This window comes from Pseudomonas sp. AS2.8 (assembly GCF_014190935.1).
GTDB lineage: Bacteria > Pseudomonadota > Gammaproteobacteria > Pseudomonadales > Pseudomonadaceae > Chryseomonas.
Window position 1 is genome coordinate 50,700 of sequence record NZ_JACHVV010000006.1, and the last position, 19,306, is coordinate 70,005.

Consider the following 19,306-nt stretch of genomic DNA (forward strand, 5'->3'; position numbering starts at 1 on the left):
TTTACGGCTCTCTAGAATCAGGCCTCGTTGAAGGCCTGACCGGTCAGCGGCTGCACCACCGGGCGGCCCTGGCGATCGTGGAGGATGTCCACCGCCACGCCGTAGGTGGCTTCCAGCAGGTCGGCGGTGACGATGGCGGCGGGTCGCCCGGCGGCCAGCAGGCCACCGTTGACCAGCACCAGCAGCGAATCGGCGTACTGGCAGGCCAGGTTGAGGTCGTGCAGCACCACCACGGTCACCCGCTGGTGCAAGCGGGTTTCGTGGCGCACGCGATCGAGCAGGTTGATCTGGTGGCGCAGATCCAGGGCGCTGACCGGTTCGTCCAGCAGCATCACCTCGGGTTCGCGCATCAGCACCTGGGCAAAGAACACCAGTTGCCGCTGACCGCCACTCAGGGCGCCCAGTTGGCGCGAGGCCAGGTGGCCGATGCCCACCTCGTCGAGCTTGCCCAGCGCCCGTTCCAGCAGGGCGTCGTCCAGGTGGAGGGTCAGCCGTTCCAGGCTGCCCATGGCCACCGTCTCCAGCACCGACAGCGCCGCCTCGGCATGGGAATCCTGGGGCATGTAGGCCACGCCCTGGCGCCAGCCCTCCCGCTGCCCGCGCAGCGAAGCGCCCGCCACCAGCCGCCGCGCACCGCGCTCGATCTGGCCGGCCACCAGCGGCAGGTCACCGGCCAGGGCGCGCAGCAGGGTGGTCTTGCCGGTGCCATTGGGGCCGAGGATCACATGCACCTGCCCGGCGTGCAGTTCGGTGCAGAGTCCGGAGATCACGGTGCGATCGCCGCGCTTCAGCGCGAGGTCCTGGAGGCGGATCATGGGCTGGACCTGCGTGGGGCGAAGATGAGCCAGAGCAGGAAGGGCACCCCGACGATGGCGGTGACGATGCCCACCGGAAACAGCGCCCCGGGCAGGATCGACTTGGACAGCACCGAGGCGAAGGACAGCATCAGGGCGCCGCAGATGGCCGACAGTGGCAGCAGGAAGCGCTGATCCTCACCCACCTGCCAACGGGCGATATGGGGCGCGACCAGACCGACGAAGCCGATCACCCCGACGAAGCTGGTGGCCGTGGCGGTCATCACCGCCACCAGGATCAGCACCTTGAGGCGCAGCCGGCGGATGTCCACGCCGAGGCTCTCGGCCCGTGCCTCGCCCAGGCGCAGCGCGGCCAGCTTCCAGGCATCGCGCAAGAGCAGGAGGCAGCACAGCAGGGTCACCCCGGCGACGATGGCCAGGGTGGTCCAGGTGGCGCGACCGAGGCTGCCGAACAGCCAGAAGAGGATCTGCTGCGACAGCTCCGGCGAGGAGAGGAATTGCACCAGCGACAGCAGCGACTGGAAGAGAAACAGCAGGGCGATGCCGCCGAGGATGATGGTGTCGCTGCCGGTGCGCTTGAGCGACGCCAGGGCGAAGAGGAACAGCGCCGCCAGCATGGCGAAGGCGAAGGCGCCCAACGGCACGCCGATCAGCGCGCCCAGGCCGAAGCTGCCCAGCGCCAGGCTGAGGGCGGCGCCACAGCCGGCGGCGGCGGCCATGCCCAGGGTGTAGGGACTGGCCATGGGGTTGTTGAGCAGCGTCTGCATCTGCGCCCCGCCCGCGCCGAGGGCGGCGCCCACCGCCAGCGCCATCAGCGCCACCGGCAGGCGCAGGTCGCGGACGATGGCATCGGTCATCGGCTGCCGCTCGCCGAGCCCGGTCAGCGACTTGAGCACCTCCAGCGGCGAGAGCAGCGACGGCCCGGTGGCGATGTCCAGCACCAGACCCGCCAGGGTCAGCAGCAGAAATACCCCGCAGGCGCGCCAGCGGCGACGCTCACGGGCGCGCTGCTCGGCGATGGCGTTGCCGTGGCTAGCGTTCGCGGCCTCGCTCATGGCGTCAGGCCTATGGCAAAGGTGCCCTCAGGCTGAATCGGCATGTAGCGGCGATAGTACTCGCGGTAGTTGGCCAGCGGATCCACGTCCTGGAACAGATCCGGATAGAGCTGCTTGGCGATGAACTGCAGCATGGCGAAGTCCTCCAGGCTGCGCGAGGCGCCCTGGTAGACGCCATAGAGGCGCCCATCGCGGATCGCCGGCAGATTGGCCCAGCCCGGTCGCTGCATGAAGGCGCGCAGGTGGCTGCGGGCGTCGTCGGCGGTAACGCCGGGGCCCATGGGCAAGGCGGTCGGATTGCTGTTGTCCTCGCGCCCGGAGATGAAGATGACCTCCGGCTGGGCCATGAGCACCTGCTCCGGATTCATCACCCCCCACCACTGGATGAAGGGCGCGGCGATGTTGTCGCCGCCGGCCAGGGTGACCATGGCGCCCCACATGTTGCGGCCATAGGTGAAGGAGTATTCGGCCGGGCCCTTGTTGCCGAATTCGGTATAGACCCGCGGTTTCGGACGCTGGGCCGCCGCGATGCGGCTCTGGATGTCCTGCACCACCTTGGCGTAGAAGTCGGCCAGCTCGGCGGCACGCGCCTCCTGCCCGGTGATGACGCCGAGCAGGAGGGTGGAAGCCAGGTGGCGCTCCAGGGTCTGGGCGTTGTAGTCGATCGCCACCACCGGGATACCGAGCTGTTCGAGGCGCTTGACCTCGCTGTCCAGCGCCTGGAATTGCCAGGCGGCCAGCACCACCAGACCAGGCTTGAGGGCGAGGACCTTTTCCACGGAAAAGCTGTTGTTTTCCGTCTCCCCCACATCGGGAAGGCTGGCCAGGGAGGGTCGGTGGGCGACGTTGAGCGCCCAGTTGGCCGGCACCTTGCGCTCCCAGGCGCCGCGGGAGACACCGACCACGGCGTCGAAGGCCTGCTCGCCACCGACCGCCAGGTAGTCGCCATAGTGGAAGCCCAGCACCACCCGCTTGGCCGGCGCCTCGATCGTCACCGTGCGGCCGAGGACGTCGGTGACCTGCCGGGTCTCGGCAAAGGCCGGAGCAATCAGAAAGCAAGCGATAAGCGTTACCAGCCGGACAGCCCACTGCCCGCTGCGCGCGAAACCTTTCATGGAACCCCTTGGACGTCTGCACCTGCTCTAGGCAAGCGATTACAGCGCATGCAAAGGGTGCAACTTTACGCGGTGGCAGCGCCTGCGCCTAGCGCCCGCCACCGGCAAAGGGGAAGCCGTCGACCTCAGGTCGCGTCGGCGTGACTGACCACCCCCTTGATCAATACCGCCACGGCCGCGAGACCCGCCGGCAGGAGCAGCGCGGTGAGCACCTGGGTGAAGGTCCAGCCCAGGCCCAGCAGGGTCGCGCCCATCCAGGCGCCGGTGATGGCGCCGAAGCGGCCGATGCCGAGCATCCAGGACACCCCGGTGGCGCGGCCATGGGTCGGGTAATAGCGCGCCGCCAGCGAGGGCATGGCCGACTGGGCGCCGTTGATGCACATGCCGGCCACCAGCACCAGGGTGGCGACCAGGGCGACCTGGCCCAGGCTCTGGCCGACGCAATAGGCGAAGACGCCAGCCAGGACATAGAACAGGCCGATCACCTTGTGCGGATTGAACCTGTCCATGGCCCAGCCGACGAACACCGCGCTGAGCACCCCGCCGAACTGGAACAGCGCGCCGATCAGGGCGGCCTGCTCCAGGCTGGCGCCGGCGTCGCGCATCAGCGTCGGCAACCAGCTGGTGAGCAGGTAGACGATCACCAGGCCCATGAAATAGGTCAGCCACAGCAGCAGGGTGCCGGCGCTGTAGTTGCGGTTGAAGATCACCGCGATGACGTTGCCGGTCTTGACCGACTTTTGCTCGGGCACCACGAAGTGCCGCGCCTCGGCGGCCTCGCGGCCGATCGGCGCCAATACCCGGCGGATGCGCTCGGCGCTCTTGCCGTGCACCACCAGATAACGCGCCGATTCCGGCAGCCAGAGCAGCAGCACCACGGCCAGCGCCAGGGGCAGCACGCCGCCCAGCACCAGCAGGCTGTGCCAGCCGTAGGCCGGGATCATCCAGGCCGAGACGAAACCGCCGCCGGCCATGCCCAGGTTGAAGCCGCAGAACATGCTGGTCACCAGCAGCGACTTGAGGCGCTCGGGGGTGTATTCCGAGAGCAGCGTGGTGGCGTTGGGCATGGCGGCGCCCAGGCCCAGGCCGGTGAGGAATCTGAGGATCACCAGTTGTTCGAGGTTGCTGCTGAAGGCCGACAACAGGCTGAAGCCGCCAAAGATGAAGGTGGCGACCACCAGCACGCCCTTGCGACCGAAGCGATCGGCCAGCGGCCCGGAGCCCAGGGCGCCAAAGACCATGCCGCCCAGCGCGGCGCTCATCACCGGCCCCAGGCTGGCCCGCGGGATACCCCACTCCACCGACAGCGCCGGGGCGATGAAGCCCATGGCCGCGGTGTCGAGGCCGTCGAGAAAGACGATGAGAAAGCACAGGGCGACGATGCGCCACTGGTAGGTGGACAGCGCCTGGCGATTGATGAAGTGCTGGACGTCCAGGGTGCCGGCTGTCGCCGTGGCCGAGGAATCGGCCAGGGGCACGGCGCCCGCGAGGGTGTGCGTCATGGTGGTCTGCTCGTGTTGTTGTTATCGGCGTAGTGCGCCACTGCGCTGACGTTAAGCCCAACCCCGAACAGCTGACAATTCGATTATCGGCGATATGGCCGATAATCGACCGGATTCGCTAGTGAAACAGCCGGGTGCTCAATTCCTGGCTGGCCGCCAACAGCACCGGCAGGAATCTCGTCTCCAGCTCCTGGCGACCGACCCGACTGGCGTGGGTGCCGACGTTGAGCGCTGCCAGCACCTGGCCGGCGGCGTCCCTCAGGGGCACCGCCAGGGATCTCAGCCCCACTTCCAGCTCCTGGTCGACGATGACGTAGCCCTGCTGGCGCACCTGGCCCAGGCATTCGATGAGCGCCGGCGGCTGATAGAGGGTACGGCTGGTCTTGGCCTGCAGATCGGCGTGTTCCAGGTAGTCGTGCAGGGCGGCATCGTCCAGGGCGGCGAGCAGGATGCGGCCCATGGAGGTGCAATAGGCCGGCAGCCGGCTGCCGACGCTGAGGTCCACCGAGATCAGTCGCTGCGGCGTGGCCGAGCGGGCGATGTAGAGGATCTCGTCGCCTTCCAGGGTAGCCATGGAGCAGGCCTCGTGCAGTTGCTCGCTCAGGCGATCGAGCACCGGCTGGGCGGTGACCGCCAATGGCGTCGACGACAGATAGGCATGCCCCAAGGTCAGCACCTTGGGCAGCAGCGAATAGGTGCGCCCGTCGGTGGTGACGTAGCCCAGCTTCATCAGCGTATGCAGGCAGCGACGCACCGCGGCGCGCGGGATCTCGGTGCGATGGCTGATCTGGGCGATGGTCAGCTGGCGCTTGCGCTCCTGGAAGGCGTGGATGACCGCCAGGCCGCGGGCCAGGGAGGTCATGAAGTTGGGATCGCCGGTAAAGGCTTCGATGCGCTTGGCCGGCGAGGCGATGATGGGCGGCGCGGCCAGTGGCGGCAGGCCGGTGGCATGAGCGGTGCGGTTATCGTCCATCTGACCGGTCCTCGGCAGGCTTTTGATCGATTATCGAGCGAGGGGGCGATTATCGCAATCGCATTTCTGTCGGCGCCCGCAGACGCGCAGGGGCCTGCAGGTGCATGCTGAGGCTTTCCGCCCAGCCGCCTGGATGCCTGCCGATGAAGACCCTGGAAGATCATCTCAGCCAATACGCGAGCTACCACCGCGATCCGCGCAACATCGCCAGCCACTTCCCCGGCATCCTGCTGATCGTGCTGGCGGTGGCCATCCTGCTGTCGCGACCGGTCTTCAGCCTGGCCGGCTGGCCGCTGTCGCCCGCGGTGCCGGTGGCCGGTGCGGTGGCGCTCTTCTACCTGCGTCTGGATCGGCCGCTGGGGCTGCTGATGAGCGTCCTGCTCGCGCTCGCCCTCTGGCTGGGCGCCGCGCTGGCCGCCCAGGCCACGGGCGTCTGGCTGACCTGGGGGCTGGGTCTGTTCCTGGTCGGCTGGGCGATCCAGTTCGTGGGGCACCACTACGAGGGGTGCAAGCCGGCCTTTCTCGACGACCTCGCCGGCCTGGCCATCGGCCCGCTGTTCATCGCCACCGAAGCCGTCTTCTGGCTGGGGGGTCGCCAGCAGCTCAGGCAGGCGATCGAAGAACGGGCCGGCCCGGTGCGGCGCCGTCAGCCCAGCCGATAGCGGATCGTCGGGCGACCGTCGGGGCCGTCCAGCGTCACCTGCGCCCTCACCCCCCAGACCTGCTGGATCAGTTCGGCGGTCAGCACCGCGGCCGGGGCGCCTTCGGCGACCAGGCGACCGTCGCGCAGCACCGCCAGCCGATCGCAGAACAGCGCGGCGAGGTTGAGATCGTGGATCGCCAGCACGCAGGTCGCCGGCAGGCGGCGGACCAGGTCGAGGATCTCCAGCTGGTGCTGGATATCGAGGTGGTTGGTGGGTTCGTCGAGCAGCAGTTCGCTGGGCTCCTGGGCCAGGGCGCGGGCGATCTGGGCGCGCTGGCGCTCGCCGCCGGAAAGGCTGTGCCAGCGGCGTGCCGCCTTGTCGACCAGGCCGACCTGGGCCAGGGCGCGCTGGCAGACCTCGGCGTCGCGCGCGCTCCAGGCATCGAGCAGACCGCGATGGGGCGTGCGCCCCAGGCGCACCACCTCGGCCACCGAGAGATCGGCCTCGGTACCGGCCTGCTGCTCCACCAGGGCGACGCGGCGCGCCAGGTCGCGCCGGCGCAGCTCGGCCAGGGGCGTCGCGTCGAGACTGACCCGGCCCTGCTCCGGTCGGCGCAGCCCGGCCAGCAGCCGCAGCAGGCTGGACTTGCCCGAGCCATTGGGGCCGAGCAAGCCGAGCACCCCGCCGGGCGGCACCGCGAGGGTCACCCCGGCGAGGATCGGCTGGCCGCCGGCGCTCCAGGCCACGTCGCGCGCGGCGAGGCTCATCGGACCTCCCGTGCGCGATAGAGGATGAAAGCGAAGGCCGGCGCGCCGACCAGGGCGGTGACCACGCCGATGGGCAGGGTCTGCTTGGCCACCAGGGTGCGGGCGACGATGTCGGCCAGCACCATGAACAGCGCGCCGATCAGCGCGCAGGTGGGCAGCAGCCGACCATGTCCCGGACCGACCAGGAAGCGCGCCACATGGGGGATCACCAGGCCGACGAAGCCCACCGCGCCCACCAGGCTGACCAGGCAGGCGGTGATCAGGCCGGTGACCGCCAGCAGCAGCAGGCGCAGCGGTCCCACCGCCACGCCCAGGCTGGCGGCGGCGTCTTCGCCAAAGGCGAAGGCATCCAGCGCCCGGGCGCAGGCCAGGCACACCAGCAGCCCGGCGAGCACCACCCCGCCGGCCAGCCAGACATCCGGCCAGCGCACCCCGGCCAGGCTGCCGAGCAGCCAGAACATCACGCTGCGCGCCTGCTCGGCATTGGCCGCGGTGGCGACGATATAGGCGGTCAGGGCATTGAACAGCTGGGAGGCGGCCACCCCGGCGAGGATGATGCGGGTGCTGCCGCCACTGCCGAGAAAGGGCAGCACCACGGTAAAGGCCAGCACCGCGCCGAGAAAGGCGCCGAGGGACACGCCGAGCATGCCGCCCCCGACGCCCAGCAGCATCACCAGCACCGCGCCGGTGGAGGCGCCGGCTGACAGCCCCAGCACATAGGGTTCGGCCAGGGCGTTGCGCAGCAGCGCCTGGAGGATGGCGCCGGAGACCGCCAGGCCCGCACCGCAGCAGGCGGCGACCAAGGCGCGACTGAGGCGGTACTCCCAGACGATGCCCTGGATGATGCGTTCCACCGGATAGGGCCCCAGGCCGAGGCCGTTGGCGATGGCTTGCAGACTGGTCAGGGGCGCGATGGGCATCTCGCCGAAGGACGCCGCCAGCACCACGCTCGCCGCCAGTGCCAGCACCGCGGCCAGGCCCAGCAGCCAGCGCCAGGGCCGGGCCCCTTCGGCCGCCAGGGGCAGACTCATGGTTGCGACTTGGCCAGGTCGGCGGCCAGGGTCTCGACGCTGTCCACCACCCGCAGCGAGGGATTGAGGGTCGGGGCGTCCACCACCAGCAGGTGATTCTCGCGCACCGCGCGCAATTCCCGGGTCAGCGGGTCGCTGCGCAGGAAGGCCAGCTTCTTGTCCACGTCATCGGCCGGGTAGAGGCGGCGGTCCATGCGCGCCACCACGATATAGTCCGGATCCAGGGCGGCGATGCGTTCCCAGCTCACCGCCGGCCATTCCTCGGCGCTGTCGACCACGTTGCGCAGGCCCAGGGCACGGGCGATCCAGGCCGGCGCGCCGAGCTTGCCGGCGACCCAGGGATCCCCTTCCAGCCGCGGACTGGAGAACCAGAACAGCACCGAGCGGCCCTGGACCCCGGCCGCCCTGGCCTGCTCGCCGGCGGCGGCGATGCGGCGGTCCAGGTCGGCGACCAGGCGCTCGCCGGCCGGTTGCACATCGAGGATGGCGGCCAGCTCCCGGGCCTCGCGGGTCACCAGCTGCATGTCGAAGGGGGCGCTGCGGCTGCCGTCGCTGTTGGAATCGGCGGTCACCGCCTTGCCTTCGCAATCGCTGGGCGCTACATAGGCGGCGATGCCGAGCTTGGCGAAGCGCGGGAAGTCCGCCACCTCGCCGCCGGGGCCGACGTGATAGGTGTACTGGGCCGCCACCAGGTCCGGCCGGGTGCCGACCACGGCCTCGAAGCTGGGCGCGTTGTCGGCCAGCCGCGGAATGCCCTTGCTCTCGTCCTGCAGATCCGCGGGCAAGCCGCCGAACCAGACGCCGGTACCCACCAGCCGCGCACCCACGCCCAGGCGCAATAGCAACTCGGTGCTGGCCTGGCCAAGGCTGACCAGCCGCTGGGACGCGCGCTCGAAGACCAGTTCACGACCGCAGTTGTGTACGGTCAGTGGATAGGCAGTGGCGGCCTGGGTGGCGAGGGGGGATACGGACAGCAGGCCGGCGCTGAGCAGCGGCAGAAGACGGCGAAACATGGACTCTCCTTGGGATGACGCGTCCCTTGTGGATGTTGGGTGTCCCCTGGCAAGGTCTGGCTCGCTTCTCGCGAAGCTCACAGTGGCGCGACCGCGCCGGAGTTGCACCGGCTTCCCGCCAGGGAATGGGAAGGTCGCCGAGGGTGAGCCAGCGGCGACCAAGATTCAAGCACTAAATGTTACTTTATAACAATTCCGTATCGTACCAGCGCGGCGTATAGACCCATTCGCCGCCGTCGGCCCGCGGAAAGCGCCGGGTATGGCTGGAGCCGAGGATCACCAGGGTGCGCGAATCCACCATCTCGCTGCGCAGGGCGCCGAGGCTGGTGTATTCGAGACCGCCACCGGGGCGGCCGACGTCGCGGCCGAGGATCACCGGGGTGTTCGCCGAGCGGCAGCTGCGCAGGACGTCCAGCGCCCGATCCAGCTGGTGCGGCCGGGCCTTGGAGATGGGATTGTAGAAGGCCATGGCCAGGTCCGCCGCGGCGGCCTGGCGCAGGCGCTGCTCGATCACCGTCCAGGGCTTGAGGTTGTCGGACAGGGATATCAGGCAGAAGTCGTGGCCCAGCGGCGCGCCGGCCAGGGCGGCGCTGGCCATGGCCGCGGTGATGCCCGGCAGGATCTCCAGCTCCACCGCCGCCCAGCGCGGGTCAGCGGCGCCTTCCAGCACCTCCAGCACCGCGGCGGCCATGGCGAAGACGCCCGGATCGCCGGACGACACCATGACCACCTGGCGCCCGCTGGCGGCCAGTTCGAAGGCGTGGCGGGCGCGCTGCAATTCTTCGCGATTGTCGCTGGCATGGGCCAGCTGGTCCGGGCGCAAGGGGCCGGCCATCTGCACGTAGGTGGCGTAGCCGAGCACGTCCTGGGCCTGGTCCAAGGTGCGGCGCACCACCGGGGCCATGAGTTCGGCCGCGCCGGGGCCGAGACCCACCACGCTGAGACGCCCACGGCGCTGGCCGAGGTCGTCGGCGTCCAGCGGCCGGTCATGCAGGTGCAGGGCGAGGCCATGGGCCTGGGCCCGTGCCACGGCCGCCTGGGCGAAATCCGGGGTGCGGGTATCGACGAATCGCAACGGTACCGCCAGCGTCTGGCTCAGCTCGGCGAGGTCAGGCACGGCCATGTCTTCCGCTCGCGCCAATAGTACCGCCACAGCCCCGGTTGCATAGCCGGTGCTGGCGAGCAGTGCGGTGACGGCGGCGGCGGTGGCATCGGCGCGCACCGCCACCAGCACGGCGCGGGGATGGATCAGCAGGGTATGGTCGTCGGCGCTGGTCATGGGCGAGACCAGGATGCGCTGCCGCGCCTCGGGATCGCGGGCCAGGGGCACCTCATCCAGCCAGGGCGCCTCGCCCTCGATGCGCACCGGCTCACCGGCCAGCAGATCGGCCACCCGGTGCTTGGCCACGTCGACATCGGCCAGGGCATAGCCGGCCGGCGGATCGAGCAGGCAGGTGCCGAATCTCAGCTCGCCACTGGTGGTGATGGCCGGGGCCACGTCCAGCAAGGTACCCAGCTGACGGGCCAGGCGATTGGCGCCGGCCAGGCCACCCAGCAGCGGCACCACGGCGCTGCCGTCCTCGGCCACCGCCAATACGGGTGGCTCGGCGGTCTTGTCGTCCAGCAGCGGGGCCAGGCTGCGGATGACGATGCCGGCGGCGCAGAGCACCAGCAGCGGCCGCTGTTGCCGATAGAGGTCACGCAGGTGGTCACCGAAGGCCGTGTAGCTGACATCGCCCTCGACCCGCCCGGCCAGGCCGTGCACCAGGCTGCCCGGCAGGCCATCCTGCAAGCGGCGGGCGGTGGCCAGGGCGCCGGGGCCGAGGATGACGATGGCCGGGCTCAACCCTTCCATTTCACCCCCGGTACCACCACCAGCGAGAAATACGGCGAGGCCATGGGCTCGACGGCGTCCAGCGCGACGATGCGCTGGTTGTCCATGGTGGCGCGCTCGATGTAGCGGGCGCGCTCGTCCAGGCCCAGCTCACGCAGGACCTGGCGCACCTTCTCGAAGTTGCGCCCGAGCTTCATCACCACGGCGGCGTCGGCGCTGGCCAGGCGCGCCTTGAGCTCCTCGGCGGAAAGCACCCCGGAGAGCACCGTGAGGGTCTGGTTGCGATAGACCAGCGGCAGGCCGAGCATGGCCACGCCGCCGAGCATGGAGCAAACCCCCGGCACCACCTGGGCCTCGTAGCGCTCGGCCAGGCGATCGTGCAGGTACATGTAGGAGCCATAGAAGAAGGGATCGCCCTCGCAGATCACCGCCACGTCGCGACCGGCGTCCAGATGATCGGCCACCTGGGCGGCGGCGGTGTCGTAGAAGTCGGCGATCACCGTCTCGTAGGACAGCGGCGGCGCCAGCTTCTCGGTGGTCACCGGATAGACCAGCGGCAGGCGCTGCTGGCCGTCCAGCAGATAGCCTTCGATGACGCCATAGGCATTGCCGCCCTGGCCCGCGTTGGCCTTGGCCTTGGCGACGAAATAGGCCACCACTGGTGCGCCCTGCAGCAGGCGCAGGGCCTTCACGGTGATGAGTTCCGGATCGCCGGGGCCGACGCCCAGGCCGAGCAGGCGGCCCGCCATCACTCCACCTCCGTGGCCAGGGCGTTGACCGCGGCGGCGGCCATGGCACTGCCGCCCCGCCGACCGCGGACGATGACATAGGGCACGCCGCGGCTGTCGGCGGCCAGGGCATCCTTGGACTCCCGGGCGCCGACGAAGCCCACCGGCATGCCGAGGATCAGCGCCGGCCTGGGCGCCCCGGCGTCGAGCATCTCCAGCAGATAGAACAGCGCGGTGGGGGCGTTGCCGATCACCACCACGCTGCCGGCCAGGTGCGGCCGCCAGCGCTCCAGGGCCACCGCCGAGCGGGTGTTGCCCTGGGCGACTGCCAGTTCGCGGATGCCGTCGTCGTGCAGGGTGCAGATCACCGGGTTGTTCGCCGGCAGCCGGGTGCGGGTAACGCCCTCGGCGACCATGCGTGCATCGCAGAGGATGGGCGCGCCGGCCGCCAGGGCCGCGCGACCGGCCGCCCCGGCGCCCGGGGAAAAGGCCAGGTCCTGGACCACGTCGACCATGCCGCAGGCGTGGATCACCCGCACGGCGAGCTTTTCCAGGTCGGCGGGGATGGCCGAGAGATCGGCCTCGGCGCGGATGGTGGCGAAGGATTGGCGATAGATCGCCTGGCCGTCGCGTTCGTATTCAAGCATCACTGGGACTCCGGGCCAGCCAGGCGGCGGCCTCGTCGAGGGATAGTTGGGTGGCGCGCCGCCGGCCCGGACCGGGCTGGGTGGCGTCGCGCACGAAGAGGTCGTAGCAGCCGGGGGCCACAGCCAGCAGGGTGTGGGGCGCCTGTCCGGCCAGGGCGCAGCTGCGCGGGCAACCGGAGAGGTGCACTTCCACGTCCGCCGGCAGCCGCTCGGCCAGGCGCAGGGCATCGCCCTTGGTGTCGGCCAGGCCCTTGGCGCAGCCCTGGCTGCCGGTACAGGCGATCAGCCGGGCCAGGGGCGCGGCGGGATCGGTGGTCAGCCCCAGGGTGGCCAGAGCGGCGAGCAGCTCGGGGGCCTGGTCGACCGGCACATCGGGCAGCAGCAGGCCCTGCCAGGGGGTCAGGTGCAGGTCGCCGTTGCCGAGGTGCTCGGCCAGGTCGGCGACCGCGGCCAGGCTCGTTGCCGGCAGGCGGCCCAGGGCGGGCTGGGCGCCGATCCAGCAGTGACCCGGCTGACGCTGGGGATGGCTGCCCAGACGCAGCGCGGTTACGGCCGGCGCGCGCGGGCTGCGCGGAACAGGCAGCAGGTCCGACCCCGCCAGCAATTCCGCGGCCGGACGCTGCGCCAGCAGCTGGCGCATGCGGCCCTGCTCGGGACCGGCGAGATCGAGAAAGCGATGCAGCAACCGCGTGACGGTTGCCACCTCCTGGCCCGGAGCGATCAGCCCAGCCGGCCGGTCCAGCGGGGTACCGGCCAGGCCAAGGACATAGCCCTCGGCGCGGGCCGACAGCCAGACATCGTGGGGATGATCGAGCCGCGCCAGGGCTTCGCCGCCGTCCAGTTGCAGGGCGAACTTGGGCGACAGGCCATGCAGCCGGCGGTCGTCTTCCAGCAGGGCGAGCAGCTCGGCGGCCAGGGGGCGGACGTCGCGCAGCTGCTGAGGATCACGACCCGCCGCCGGGCTGAGCAGCAGATTGCGCACGTCGTCGGCGGCGGGATCGCTGGGGCCGAGACCGGCGGCCTGCAGCTCGGCCACCAAGGCAGCGGCGCCGTCCGGGCGCACGCCGCGCAATTGCAGGTTGGCCCTGTTGGTCAGCTCCAGTACCCCGTTCGCCCAGCGCGCGCTGGCGGCGGCGATGGCCCGCGCCTGGCCTGCCGCGAGTCGCCCGCCCGGCAACTTCACCCGGCACAGGCCGCCATCGCGCGTGGGCACGATGCGCAGCAGGCCCGGACAGGCCGAAGGCCGCGGGACGAGGGCGGAAGGAGACGGAGGATTCACGGCGGAAGGTCGGGCTGAACGGGAAAGACGTTATTATGCCCGCTTTGCCCGACCCCTTGAAAACGCCCGGTCGGCTGACGTTCGATGAGGTGTGCTCATGATCCCCTGGCTGACCGTGGTGGGTATCGGCGAAGACGGCTACCCCGGCCTCGGCAAGCAGGCCCGCCGCGCGCTACTGGAGGCGGGGGTCGTCATTGGCGGTCCACGCCAGCTGGCGCTGCTGCCACCCTGCATTCGCGCCATCCGCGAGCCATGGCCGCAGCCCTTCGCCCTGGCCCCGGTCCTGGACCGCCACGGCACTCCGGTCTGCGTGCTGGCCAGCGGCGATCCCATGCTGTTCGGCGTCGGCGCGAGCCTTGCGCGCCAGCTGTCGGCCGACGAACTGCAGGTGCTGCCGGCGCCCTCCTCCTACTCCCTGGCCGCGGCTCGCCTCGGCTGGCCATTGCAGGACGTCACCCTGCTGTCGGTGGTGGCCCGGCCGCTGGCCGCTGTGACGCGCCAGCTGCACCCGGGCGCCCGATTGCTGGTATTGAGCAATGACGGCCACAGCCCTGCCGCCCTGGCCGCGCTGCTGGTGGACCAGGGCTTCGGCGCCAGCCAGCTGCAGGTGCTGGAGCACCTGGGCGGCCCTCTGGAGCGCCGCATCGCCGGTCGCGCCCAGGACTGGTCGCTGGCGGAAGCGGCGGCGCTCAACCTGGTGGCCATCGAAGTCCTCAGCGAGACCGGTGAAGCAGGCCTTCCGCTCACCCCCGGTCTGCCGGACAGCGCCTATCGCCACGACGGCCAGCTGACCAAGCAAGACGTACGCGCCGTGACCCTGGCACGCCTGGCACCGCGCCCGGGCGAACTGCTGTGGGACGTAGGCGCCGGCTGCGGCTCCATCGGCATCGAATGGGCGCGCAGCCATCCCGACTGCCGGGTGCTGGCCATCGAGGCCGACACCGGTCGCCAGGCCCATATCCTCCATAACCGCGACCACCTCGGCGCCCCAGCGCTGCACCTGGTGGCCGGCCAGGCGCCCGAGGCCCTGGCCGGTCTGGCCACCCCGGACGCCATCTTCATCGGCGGCGGCCTCACCGCGCCGGGGGTGCTGGACGCTTGCTGGACCGCGCTGCGCCCCGGCGGTCGCCTGGTCGCCAATGCCGTGACCCTGCAGACCGAAGCCGCCCTTGTGGCCTTTCGCGAACGCCACGGCGGCGACCTGACCCGCCTGCAGGTGGCCCAGGCCCAGCCGCTGGGCGCCTTCGACACCTGGCGCGCGGCGCTGCCTATCACCTTGCTGGACGTGGTGAAGCCGTGAGTGGCCGTCGTTCGGCAAAAGTAGAGCGGGTGATTGGGTGTGCTTCCTTCATTCCTGAAGATTGTGAGCGGCGCCTTGCCCCCTCACCCCAGCCCTCTCCCCGCGGGGGCGAGGGGGCGGTTAGGCGTGCCTCCTTCATCCCTGAAGACTATGAGCGGCGCCTGGCCCCCTTACCCCAGCCCTCTCCCCGCGGGGGAGAGGAGGCGGTTGGGTGGGGGCCTGGAAGCCTGGCGTCCGGGCTGACGCTCACGACCCTTGCTGAGCACGCTGCGATCATCGGCGGGAAAGCCGCCTACGAGACCAATACCCCTACTCCGCCGCCAGCCCCCAGGCACCGCCTTTCCTCCCCTCTCCCTCAGGGAGAGGGGCCGGGGGTGAGGGCGCGCCATGCATGACGAAGCCTCCGCCACGCCTACGGAAGAGCGCCCATGAAGATCCTCCTGCTCGGCGGCACCACCGAAGCCCTGGCCATCGCCCGCACGCTGCCGGCGGAAGCCCTCTACAGCCTCGCCGGTCTCGGTCGAGTGCCCCAGGACCTGCCCTGCCAGGTGCGGGTCGGTGGCTACGGCGGCGCCGCAGGGCTGGCCGCCTTTCTCCACAGTGAAGGCATCGAGCTGCTGCTGGATGCCACCCATCCCTACGCCGCCCGGATCAGCCATAACGCCGCCGTGGCCGCAGCCCAGGCCGGTATTCCCTGCTGGGCCCTGCGCCGCCCCGGTTGGCAGGCCGGTCCCGACGATGACTGGCGCGAGGTGGCCGACTGGACCGAGTTGCAGACCGCCATAGCGCCCTTCATCCGCCCCTTCTTCACTCTGGGCCGCGAACCCCTGGAGCACCTCGCGGAGATCCCGCCCCACCAGTTCTGGACCCTGCGCCTGCTCGACGCCCATCCCGGCCACGCCCAGGCGCGGATCATCGCCGACCGCGGTCCCTTTGCCCTGGAGGCCGAGCGCGCGCTGTTCGCCCAAGGCGACTTCGATGTGCTGATCAGCAAGAACAGTGGCAGCGCCGCCACCCAGCCCAAGTTGCAGGTGGCGCGCGAGCGGGGCCTACCGGTGCTGATCCTGCGTCGCCCCGCGTTGCCCACCGTCGATCGTGAATTCGCCAGCGTCGCCGACCTGCTCGCCGCCCTGGTCAAGGAAATCCCATGACCGTCCATTTCATCGGCGCCGGCCCCGGCGATCCCGACCTCATCACCGTCAAGGGCCAGCGGCTGATCCGCCAGTGCCCGGTGATCCTCTATGCCGGCTCCCTGGTGCCGCCCGCGGTGCTGGAAGGTCACCAGGCCGAGACGGTGATAGACACCGCCCACCTGGACCTGGATGCCATCGTCGGCCATCTGGCCGCCGCCCATGCCCGCGGCCAGGACGTGGCCCGGGTGCATTCCGGCGATCCCTCGCTGTATGGCGCCATCGGCGAGCAGATCCGCCGCCTGCAGGCGCTGGGCATTCCCTATGAGATCGTTCCCGGCGTCACCGCCACCGCCGCCTGCGCAGCCCTGCTGGGGTGCGAACTGACCCTGCCCGGGGTCAGCCAGACGGTGATCCTGACCCGCTATGCCAGTCGCACGGCCATGCCGGCCGGCGAGGCGCTGGCCGACCTGGCGCGCCATCGTGCGACCCTGGCCATTCACCTCGGCGTCGGCCAGCTGGAGCGCATCGTCGCCGACCTCCTGCCGCACTACGGCCCCGGCTGTCCGGTGGCCATCGTCCACCGCGCCAGCTGGCCGGACCAGGACAGCGTGCGGGGCACCCTGGCCGACATCGTCGAACGGGCGCGGGACAAAGACTTCCGTCGCACCGCCCTGATCTTGGTCGGCGAGGTGCTGGCGCCGGGTGATTTCCAGGATTCCAAGCTGTATCGGCAAGGACCGGGCTAACCCGTAGGTTGGGCTGAGGCGGTTCCCTCGCCGAAGCCCAACACAAAGCCGCAGCCTTGGGCTTCGCTGCGCTCAACCCAACCTACGTCGACCCTGCATCAATACCCTGCCCCACCCTCGCCACCGCTGACGATGGCCACGCCCGAGCTGGTCCCCAGGCGGGTCGCGCCGGCGTCCAGCATGGCCTGGGCGGTGGCGCGGTCACGCACGCCGCCGGAGGCTTTCACGCCCATTTCCGGACCCACCTCTTCGCGCATCAGGCGGACATCGTCCAGGGTCGCGCCGCCGTGGCCGAAACCGGTGGAGGTCTTGACGAAGGCGACGCCCAGGTCGCGACAGATCCGGCAGGCCTGGCGTTTCTGGTTCTCGTCGAGCAGACCGGTTTCCAGGATCACCTTGAGCGGTATCGCTCCACAGGCCGCCTGCACCGCGGCGATGTCGGCGGACACCTCCTCCAGCAGGCCATCCTTGAGCCAGCCGAGGTTGAGCACCATGTCGATCTCCCCAGCCCCGGCGGCGATGGCCTGCGCGGCCTCGAAGGCCTTGGCCGTGCTCAGTCCGGCGCCGAGCGGAAAGCCCACCACCGCGCAGACCTTGACCGCGCTGCCGGCCAGTTGCGCCGCGGCCCAGGGGACCTGGGCGGAATTCACGCACACCGAATAGAAGCCATGGGTGCGTGCCTCCTGGCACAGGCGGTCGATCTGCGCGCGACGGGCGTCGGCGGCGAGCAGGGTGTGGTCGATGGTCTTGGCGAGTTCGCCGGGTTCAAGCTGCATGGGGCCTCCTCAGGCACGGGTAGCGTATGATCGGATCAGAATTCTTTGTTGGTGCGGCCTGCACCCCTCGTCGGACTCCCGTAGCGCACCCCTCATGGATAGCAAGAAAGCCGCTCGGCTCAAGCTGATGCACCAGGCGCTGCAGGATCAGCACGCCATTCACCTGCGCGAGATGGCCCAGCTGCTGGGTGTCTCGGAAATGACCCTGAGACGCGACCTGCGGCTCCCGCCGGACGGCCTGCGCCTGCTCGGCGGTCACGTCACCCGCGATGTCGGCGGCAGCGAGGCGCCCGGCTACCAGGTGGTCGAACAGGACCTGCGCCAGGTCGAGGAAAAGCGCCGCATCGGTCGACTGGCCGCGGCGCAGATCCGCGCCGGCGACACCGTCTTCCTCGATTGCGGGACCACCACGCCCTTCGTGGTGGACTTCATTCCCGACGACCTGGAATTCACCGCCGTCTGCCATTCGCTCAATGTGCTGCTCAAGCTGCAGCAGAAGGTCAACTGCACCCTGGTGGTCTGCGGCGGCACCTTCCAGCGCAAGAACCAGATCTTCGAGAGTCGCCTGGAGACCGGGGTGCTCGATGGCGTGCGCCTCACCCATGCCTTCGTCTCGGCGGCCGGGGTGAGCGAGGACTTCGGCGTCACCTGCTTCAACTTCAACGAGGTCGAGGTCAAGCAGAAGGTCCTGCGCCAGGCCCAGCAGCGGCTCCTGCTGGTCGACCATACCAAGTTCGACGTGGTGCGCGCCGCGCATTTCGCGGCGCTCGGCGACTTCGACGGGGTGGTCAGCGACGGGCGCATTCCGCGCAGCTATCGCGAGCGGATCGAGGCGAGCGGCGCGCAACTGCTTACCTGAGCCGCGCCGGGTCGGCCAGGCGCGCCAGCAGCGCCGCGCGCTCGGCGGCGGCGAGATAGCCGGTCCGGACGCTGAAGGCGCGACGCTCTCCCGGTTGCAGCTGCTGCACCTGGCCCTTGGCCGTCTCGGCCAGATAGCCCTCCGGCTCGCAGGTCGCCGGCAGCACGAAGGCCGCCACCTGCTGATCGGGGTTGTGCAGCACCCAACGCGTGGCATGGGGCAAGTCCGCCGGGCGATAGGCCGTGTAGAAGGCGGCGCCGCCCGGATGCTCCAGCAGGAAGTGCGCCTCCCCCGCCGCGTCGGTACCCGGCGCATCGATGAAGCTGACGATCTCTGGCTGGTAGCGCGCCGGCGCATCCAGCACTCGCAGCCGCTCGGAGTCCTCGGCCAGCGCGGCGATGAAGGCCTGCCAGTCGGCGGTCGGCCGCACATGGGCCGGCACGCTGGTGCGCACCCGGGTGCGGGCCACGCCGAGCGGCTCGTGGAAGCGACCACCAGGCACATAGGCGTAGTTCATGTGCGCCATGTACATCAGGTCCATGGGCTGGCCGGCCTGGTTTTCCAGCTCCAGACCCAGTTCGAACACCGCGCTGTCCGGCCTCAGGGTCACGCGGGGCTGGGCGCGATAGCGATCGCCGAAACCCATGGCGTAGTCATGGCGGCCGCCCAGGCGCAGGAAGTCGCCCTCCGCGTCCCGGCCCAGTTCCAGCCAGGCCTCGTCCAGCGGCGCGCAGGGCAGCTCGCCGTGCAGCTCGTGGGTGTCCGCCGGCGCCGGGCAGCCGTTGCGCAGCACCCCGGCGTGGAACATGAAGCAGCCATAGGTCTCGATGATCCGCCGGGTCGGCCGCGGCTGGTCGAACAGCCCCGGCATGGTCAGGCGACAGCCGTCGAAGCTGGCGTCCCAGATCATCTGCCCCTGGTAGGGCAGCACCACCAGGCGGCCACGACGATTCTCCAGCGCCAGGGCGCGTACCCCGGAGGGATAGGTCCAGGCGCGCACCTGGAAGGCGTCGCTGGCGAGCAGGGTGCGCTCGCCAGCGGTGAATTGCTCGGGCTGCAGCGGCAGGCGTACGGACATGGCGGCGCCCT

Annotated in this window: 19 protein-coding genes and 1 riboswitch; of the genes, 5 read left to right on the top strand and 14 right to left on the bottom strand. The window is 70.4% G+C overall.

Features of this window, described 5'->3' with window-relative positions; all coding sequences use genetic code 11:
* Positions 1-17 precede the first annotated feature (17 nt).
* The 5 genes from FHR73_RS21250 to FHR73_RS21270 form a co-directional block, all read right to left on the bottom strand.
* Positions 18-815, bottom strand: a complete 798-nt coding sequence (locus tag FHR73_RS21250; protein WP_183633884.1) for an ABC transporter ATP-binding protein — start codon at positions 813-815, stop codon at positions 18-20.
* Positions 812-1,870 (bottom strand): iron ABC transporter permease, encoded by a 1,059-nt coding sequence (locus FHR73_RS21255; protein WP_183633885.1) that lies wholly within the window; start codon positions 1,868-1,870, stop codon positions 812-814. Before FHR73_RS21255 ends, FHR73_RS21250 begins: the two co-directional genes overlap by 4 nt.
* Entirely contained in the window at positions 1,867-2,985 is a 1,119-nt protein-coding gene (locus FHR73_RS21260; protein ID WP_183633886.1) for an ABC transporter substrate-binding protein, read from the bottom strand. The genes FHR73_RS21255 and FHR73_RS21260 overlap by 4 nt, the downstream gene beginning before the upstream one ends.
* Positions 2,986-3,110: 125 nt before the next feature.
* Positions 3,111-4,487 carry an MFS transporter gene (locus FHR73_RS21265; protein WP_260175768.1) on the bottom strand — a complete coding sequence of 459 codons (1,377 nt, stop codon included), beginning with the start codon at positions 4,485-4,487 and terminating at the stop codon, positions 3,111-3,113.
* A gap of 118 nt (positions 4,488-4,605) precedes the next feature.
* The gene (locus tag FHR73_RS21270) at positions 4,606-5,460 is read right to left on the bottom strand and encodes an IclR family transcriptional regulator C-terminal domain-containing protein (RefSeq protein WP_059316348.1); all 855 of its coding nucleotides are present in this window, start codon (positions 5,458-5,460) and stop codon (positions 4,606-4,608) included.
* A 143-nt stretch (positions 5,461-5,603) separates the two neighbouring features.
* On the opposite strand from FHR73_RS21270, the gene FHR73_RS21275 reads away from it, so the two are divergent.
* Positions 5,604-6,122: a DUF962 domain-containing protein gene (locus tag FHR73_RS21275; protein WP_183633887.1), complete on the top strand. Its 519-nt coding sequence runs from the start codon at positions 5,604-5,606 to the stop codon at positions 6,120-6,122.
* On the opposite strand, the gene FHR73_RS21280 is transcribed toward FHR73_RS21275, so the two are convergent.
* From FHR73_RS21280 to cobG, 7 genes are all read right to left on the bottom strand, one after another.
* On the bottom strand, positions 6,107-6,871 hold the full coding sequence (locus FHR73_RS21280) for an ABC transporter ATP-binding protein (protein WP_183633888.1): 765 nt from the start codon (positions 6,869-6,871) through the stop codon (positions 6,107-6,109). The genes FHR73_RS21275 and FHR73_RS21280 overlap by 16 nt on opposite strands.
* On the bottom strand, positions 6,868-7,902 hold the full coding sequence (locus tag FHR73_RS21285; RefSeq protein WP_183633889.1) for an iron ABC transporter permease: 1,035 nt from the start codon (positions 7,900-7,902) through the stop codon (positions 6,868-6,870). The genes FHR73_RS21280 and FHR73_RS21285 overlap by 4 nt, the downstream gene beginning before the upstream one ends.
* Positions 7,899-8,915 carry an ABC transporter substrate-binding protein gene (locus FHR73_RS21290; protein WP_183633890.1) on the bottom strand — a complete coding sequence of 339 codons (1,017 nt, stop codon included), beginning with the start codon at positions 8,913-8,915 and terminating at the stop codon, positions 7,899-7,901. The genes FHR73_RS21285 and FHR73_RS21290 overlap by 4 nt, the downstream gene beginning before the upstream one ends.
* Positions 8,916-8,945: 30 nt before the next feature.
* Positions 8,946-9,093, bottom strand: a riboswitch (cobalamin riboswitch).
* A 6-nt stretch (positions 9,094-9,099) separates the two neighbouring features.
* On the bottom strand, positions 9,100-10,770 hold the full coding sequence (cobJ, locus tag FHR73_RS21295; RefSeq protein WP_183633891.1) for a precorrin-3B C(17)-methyltransferase: 1,671 nt from the start codon (positions 10,768-10,770) through the stop codon (positions 9,100-9,102).
* Complete coding sequence (locus FHR73_RS21300) at positions 10,758-11,498, bottom strand: precorrin-2 C(20)-methyltransferase (RefSeq protein WP_183633892.1); 741 nt, start codon at positions 11,496-11,498, stop codon at positions 10,758-10,760. The genes cobJ and FHR73_RS21300 overlap by 13 nt, the downstream gene beginning before the upstream one ends.
* The gene (locus tag FHR73_RS21305; protein WP_183633893.1) at positions 11,498-12,124 is read right to left on the bottom strand and encodes a precorrin-8X methylmutase; all 627 of its coding nucleotides are present in this window, start codon (positions 12,122-12,124) and stop codon (positions 11,498-11,500) included. The genes FHR73_RS21300 and FHR73_RS21305 overlap by 1 nt, the downstream gene beginning before the upstream one ends.
* Positions 12,117-13,403 (bottom strand): precorrin-3B synthase, encoded by a 1,287-nt coding sequence (gene cobG, locus FHR73_RS21310; RefSeq protein ID WP_183633894.1) that lies wholly within the window; start codon positions 13,401-13,403, stop codon positions 12,117-12,119. The genes FHR73_RS21305 and cobG overlap by 8 nt, the downstream gene beginning before the upstream one ends.
* 97 nt (positions 13,404-13,500) lie before the next feature.
* Here cobG and cbiE point away from each other — a divergent pair, with 97 nt between their 5' ends.
* From cbiE to cobM, 3 genes are all read left to right on the top strand, one after another.
* Positions 13,501-14,703, top strand: a complete 1,203-nt coding sequence (cbiE, locus tag FHR73_RS21315) for a precorrin-6y C5,15-methyltransferase (decarboxylating) subunit CbiE (RefSeq protein WP_183633895.1) — start codon at positions 13,501-13,503, stop codon at positions 14,701-14,703.
* A gap of 428 nt (positions 14,704-15,131) precedes the next feature.
* Positions 15,132-15,854 carry a cobalt-precorrin-6A reductase gene (locus FHR73_RS21320; RefSeq protein WP_183633896.1) on the top strand — a complete coding sequence of 241 codons (723 nt, stop codon included), beginning with the start codon at positions 15,132-15,134 and terminating at the stop codon, positions 15,852-15,854.
* Positions 15,851-16,582: a precorrin-4 C(11)-methyltransferase gene (gene cobM, locus FHR73_RS21325; RefSeq protein ID WP_183633897.1), complete on the top strand. Its 732-nt coding sequence runs from the start codon at positions 15,851-15,853 to the stop codon at positions 16,580-16,582. The genes FHR73_RS21320 and cobM overlap by 4 nt, the downstream gene beginning before the upstream one ends.
* Before the next feature lie 98 nt (positions 16,583-16,680).
* On the opposite strand, the gene deoC is transcribed toward cobM, so the two are convergent.
* Positions 16,681-17,358, bottom strand: coding sequence for a deoxyribose-phosphate aldolase (deoC, locus tag FHR73_RS21330; RefSeq protein ID WP_183633898.1), 678 nt, complete (start codon positions 17,356-17,358; stop codon positions 16,681-16,683).
* Between the two features lie 94 nt (positions 17,359-17,452).
* Between deoC and deoR the strand changes: the two genes are divergently transcribed.
* Positions 17,453-18,217, top strand: coding sequence for a DNA-binding transcriptional repressor DeoR (gene deoR / locus FHR73_RS21335; RefSeq protein ID WP_183633899.1), 765 nt, complete (start codon positions 17,453-17,455; stop codon positions 18,215-18,217).
* Here deoR and FHR73_RS21340 read toward each other — a convergent pair.
* Positions 18,210-19,295, bottom strand: a complete 1,086-nt coding sequence (locus tag FHR73_RS21340; RefSeq protein WP_183633900.1) for an aldose 1-epimerase family protein — start codon at positions 19,293-19,295, stop codon at positions 18,210-18,212. The genes deoR and FHR73_RS21340 overlap by 8 nt on opposite strands.
* Between the last annotated feature and the right edge of the window lie 11 nt (positions 19,296-19,306).

What these genes read in the sequence shown, in the direction of transcription:
- FHR73_RS21250 (WP_183633884.1), bottom strand. Translation starts at nt 815, where the DNA reads ATGATCCGCCTCCAGGACCTCGCGCTGAAGCGCGGCGATCGCACCGTG.
- FHR73_RS21255 (WP_183633885.1), bottom strand. Translation starts at nt 1,870, where the DNA reads ATGAGCGAGGCCGCGAACGCTAGCCACGGCAACGCCATCGCCGAGCAG.
- FHR73_RS21260 (WP_183633886.1), bottom strand. Translation starts at nt 2,985, where the DNA reads ATGAAAGGTTTCGCGCGCAGCGGGCAGTGGGCTGTCCGGCTGGTAACG.
- FHR73_RS21265 (WP_260175768.1), bottom strand. Translation starts at nt 4,487, where the DNA reads ATGACGCACACCCTCGCGGGCGCCGTGCCCCTGGCCGATTCCTCGGCC.
- FHR73_RS21270 (WP_059316348.1), bottom strand. Translation starts at nt 5,460, where the DNA reads ATGGACGATAACCGCACCGCTCATGCCACCGGCCTGCCGCCACTGGCC.
- FHR73_RS21275 (WP_183633887.1), top strand. Translation starts at nt 5,604, where the DNA reads ATGAAGACCCTGGAAGATCATCTCAGCCAATACGCGAGCTACCACCGC.
- FHR73_RS21280 (WP_183633888.1), bottom strand. Translation starts at nt 6,871, where the DNA reads ATGAGCCTCGCCGCGCGCGACGTGGCCTGGAGCGCCGGCGGCCAGCCG.
- FHR73_RS21285 (WP_183633889.1), bottom strand. Translation starts at nt 7,902, where the DNA reads ATGAGTCTGCCCCTGGCGGCCGAAGGGGCCCGGCCCTGGCGCTGGCTG.
- FHR73_RS21290 (WP_183633890.1), bottom strand. Translation starts at nt 8,915, where the DNA reads ATGTTTCGCCGTCTTCTGCCGCTGCTCAGCGCCGGCCTGCTGTCCGTA.
- cobJ (WP_183633891.1), bottom strand. Translation starts at nt 10,770, where the DNA reads ATGGAAGGGTTGAGCCCGGCCATCGTCATCCTCGGCCCCGGCGCCCTG.
- FHR73_RS21300 (WP_183633892.1), bottom strand. Translation starts at nt 11,498, where the DNA reads ATGGCGGGCCGCCTGCTCGGCCTGGGCGTCGGCCCCGGCGATCCGGAA.
- FHR73_RS21305 (WP_183633893.1), bottom strand. Translation starts at nt 12,124, where the DNA reads ATGCTTGAATACGAACGCGACGGCCAGGCGATCTATCGCCAATCCTTC.
- cbiE (WP_183633895.1), top strand. Translation starts at nt 13,501, where the DNA reads ATGATCCCCTGGCTGACCGTGGTGGGTATCGGCGAAGACGGCTACCCC.
- FHR73_RS21320 (WP_183633896.1), top strand. Translation starts at nt 15,132, where the DNA reads ATGAAGATCCTCCTGCTCGGCGGCACCACCGAAGCCCTGGCCATCGCC.
- cobM (WP_183633897.1), top strand. Translation starts at nt 15,851, where the DNA reads ATGACCGTCCATTTCATCGGCGCCGGCCCCGGCGATCCCGACCTCATC.
- deoC (WP_183633898.1), bottom strand. Translation starts at nt 17,358, where the DNA reads ATGCAGCTTGAACCCGGCGAACTCGCCAAGACCATCGACCACACCCTG.
- deoR (WP_183633899.1), top strand. Translation starts at nt 17,453, where the DNA reads ATGGATAGCAAGAAAGCCGCTCGGCTCAAGCTGATGCACCAGGCGCTG.
- FHR73_RS21340 (WP_183633900.1), bottom strand. Translation starts at nt 19,295, where the DNA reads ATGTCCGTACGCCTGCCGCTGCAGCCCGAGCAATTCACCGCTGGCGAG.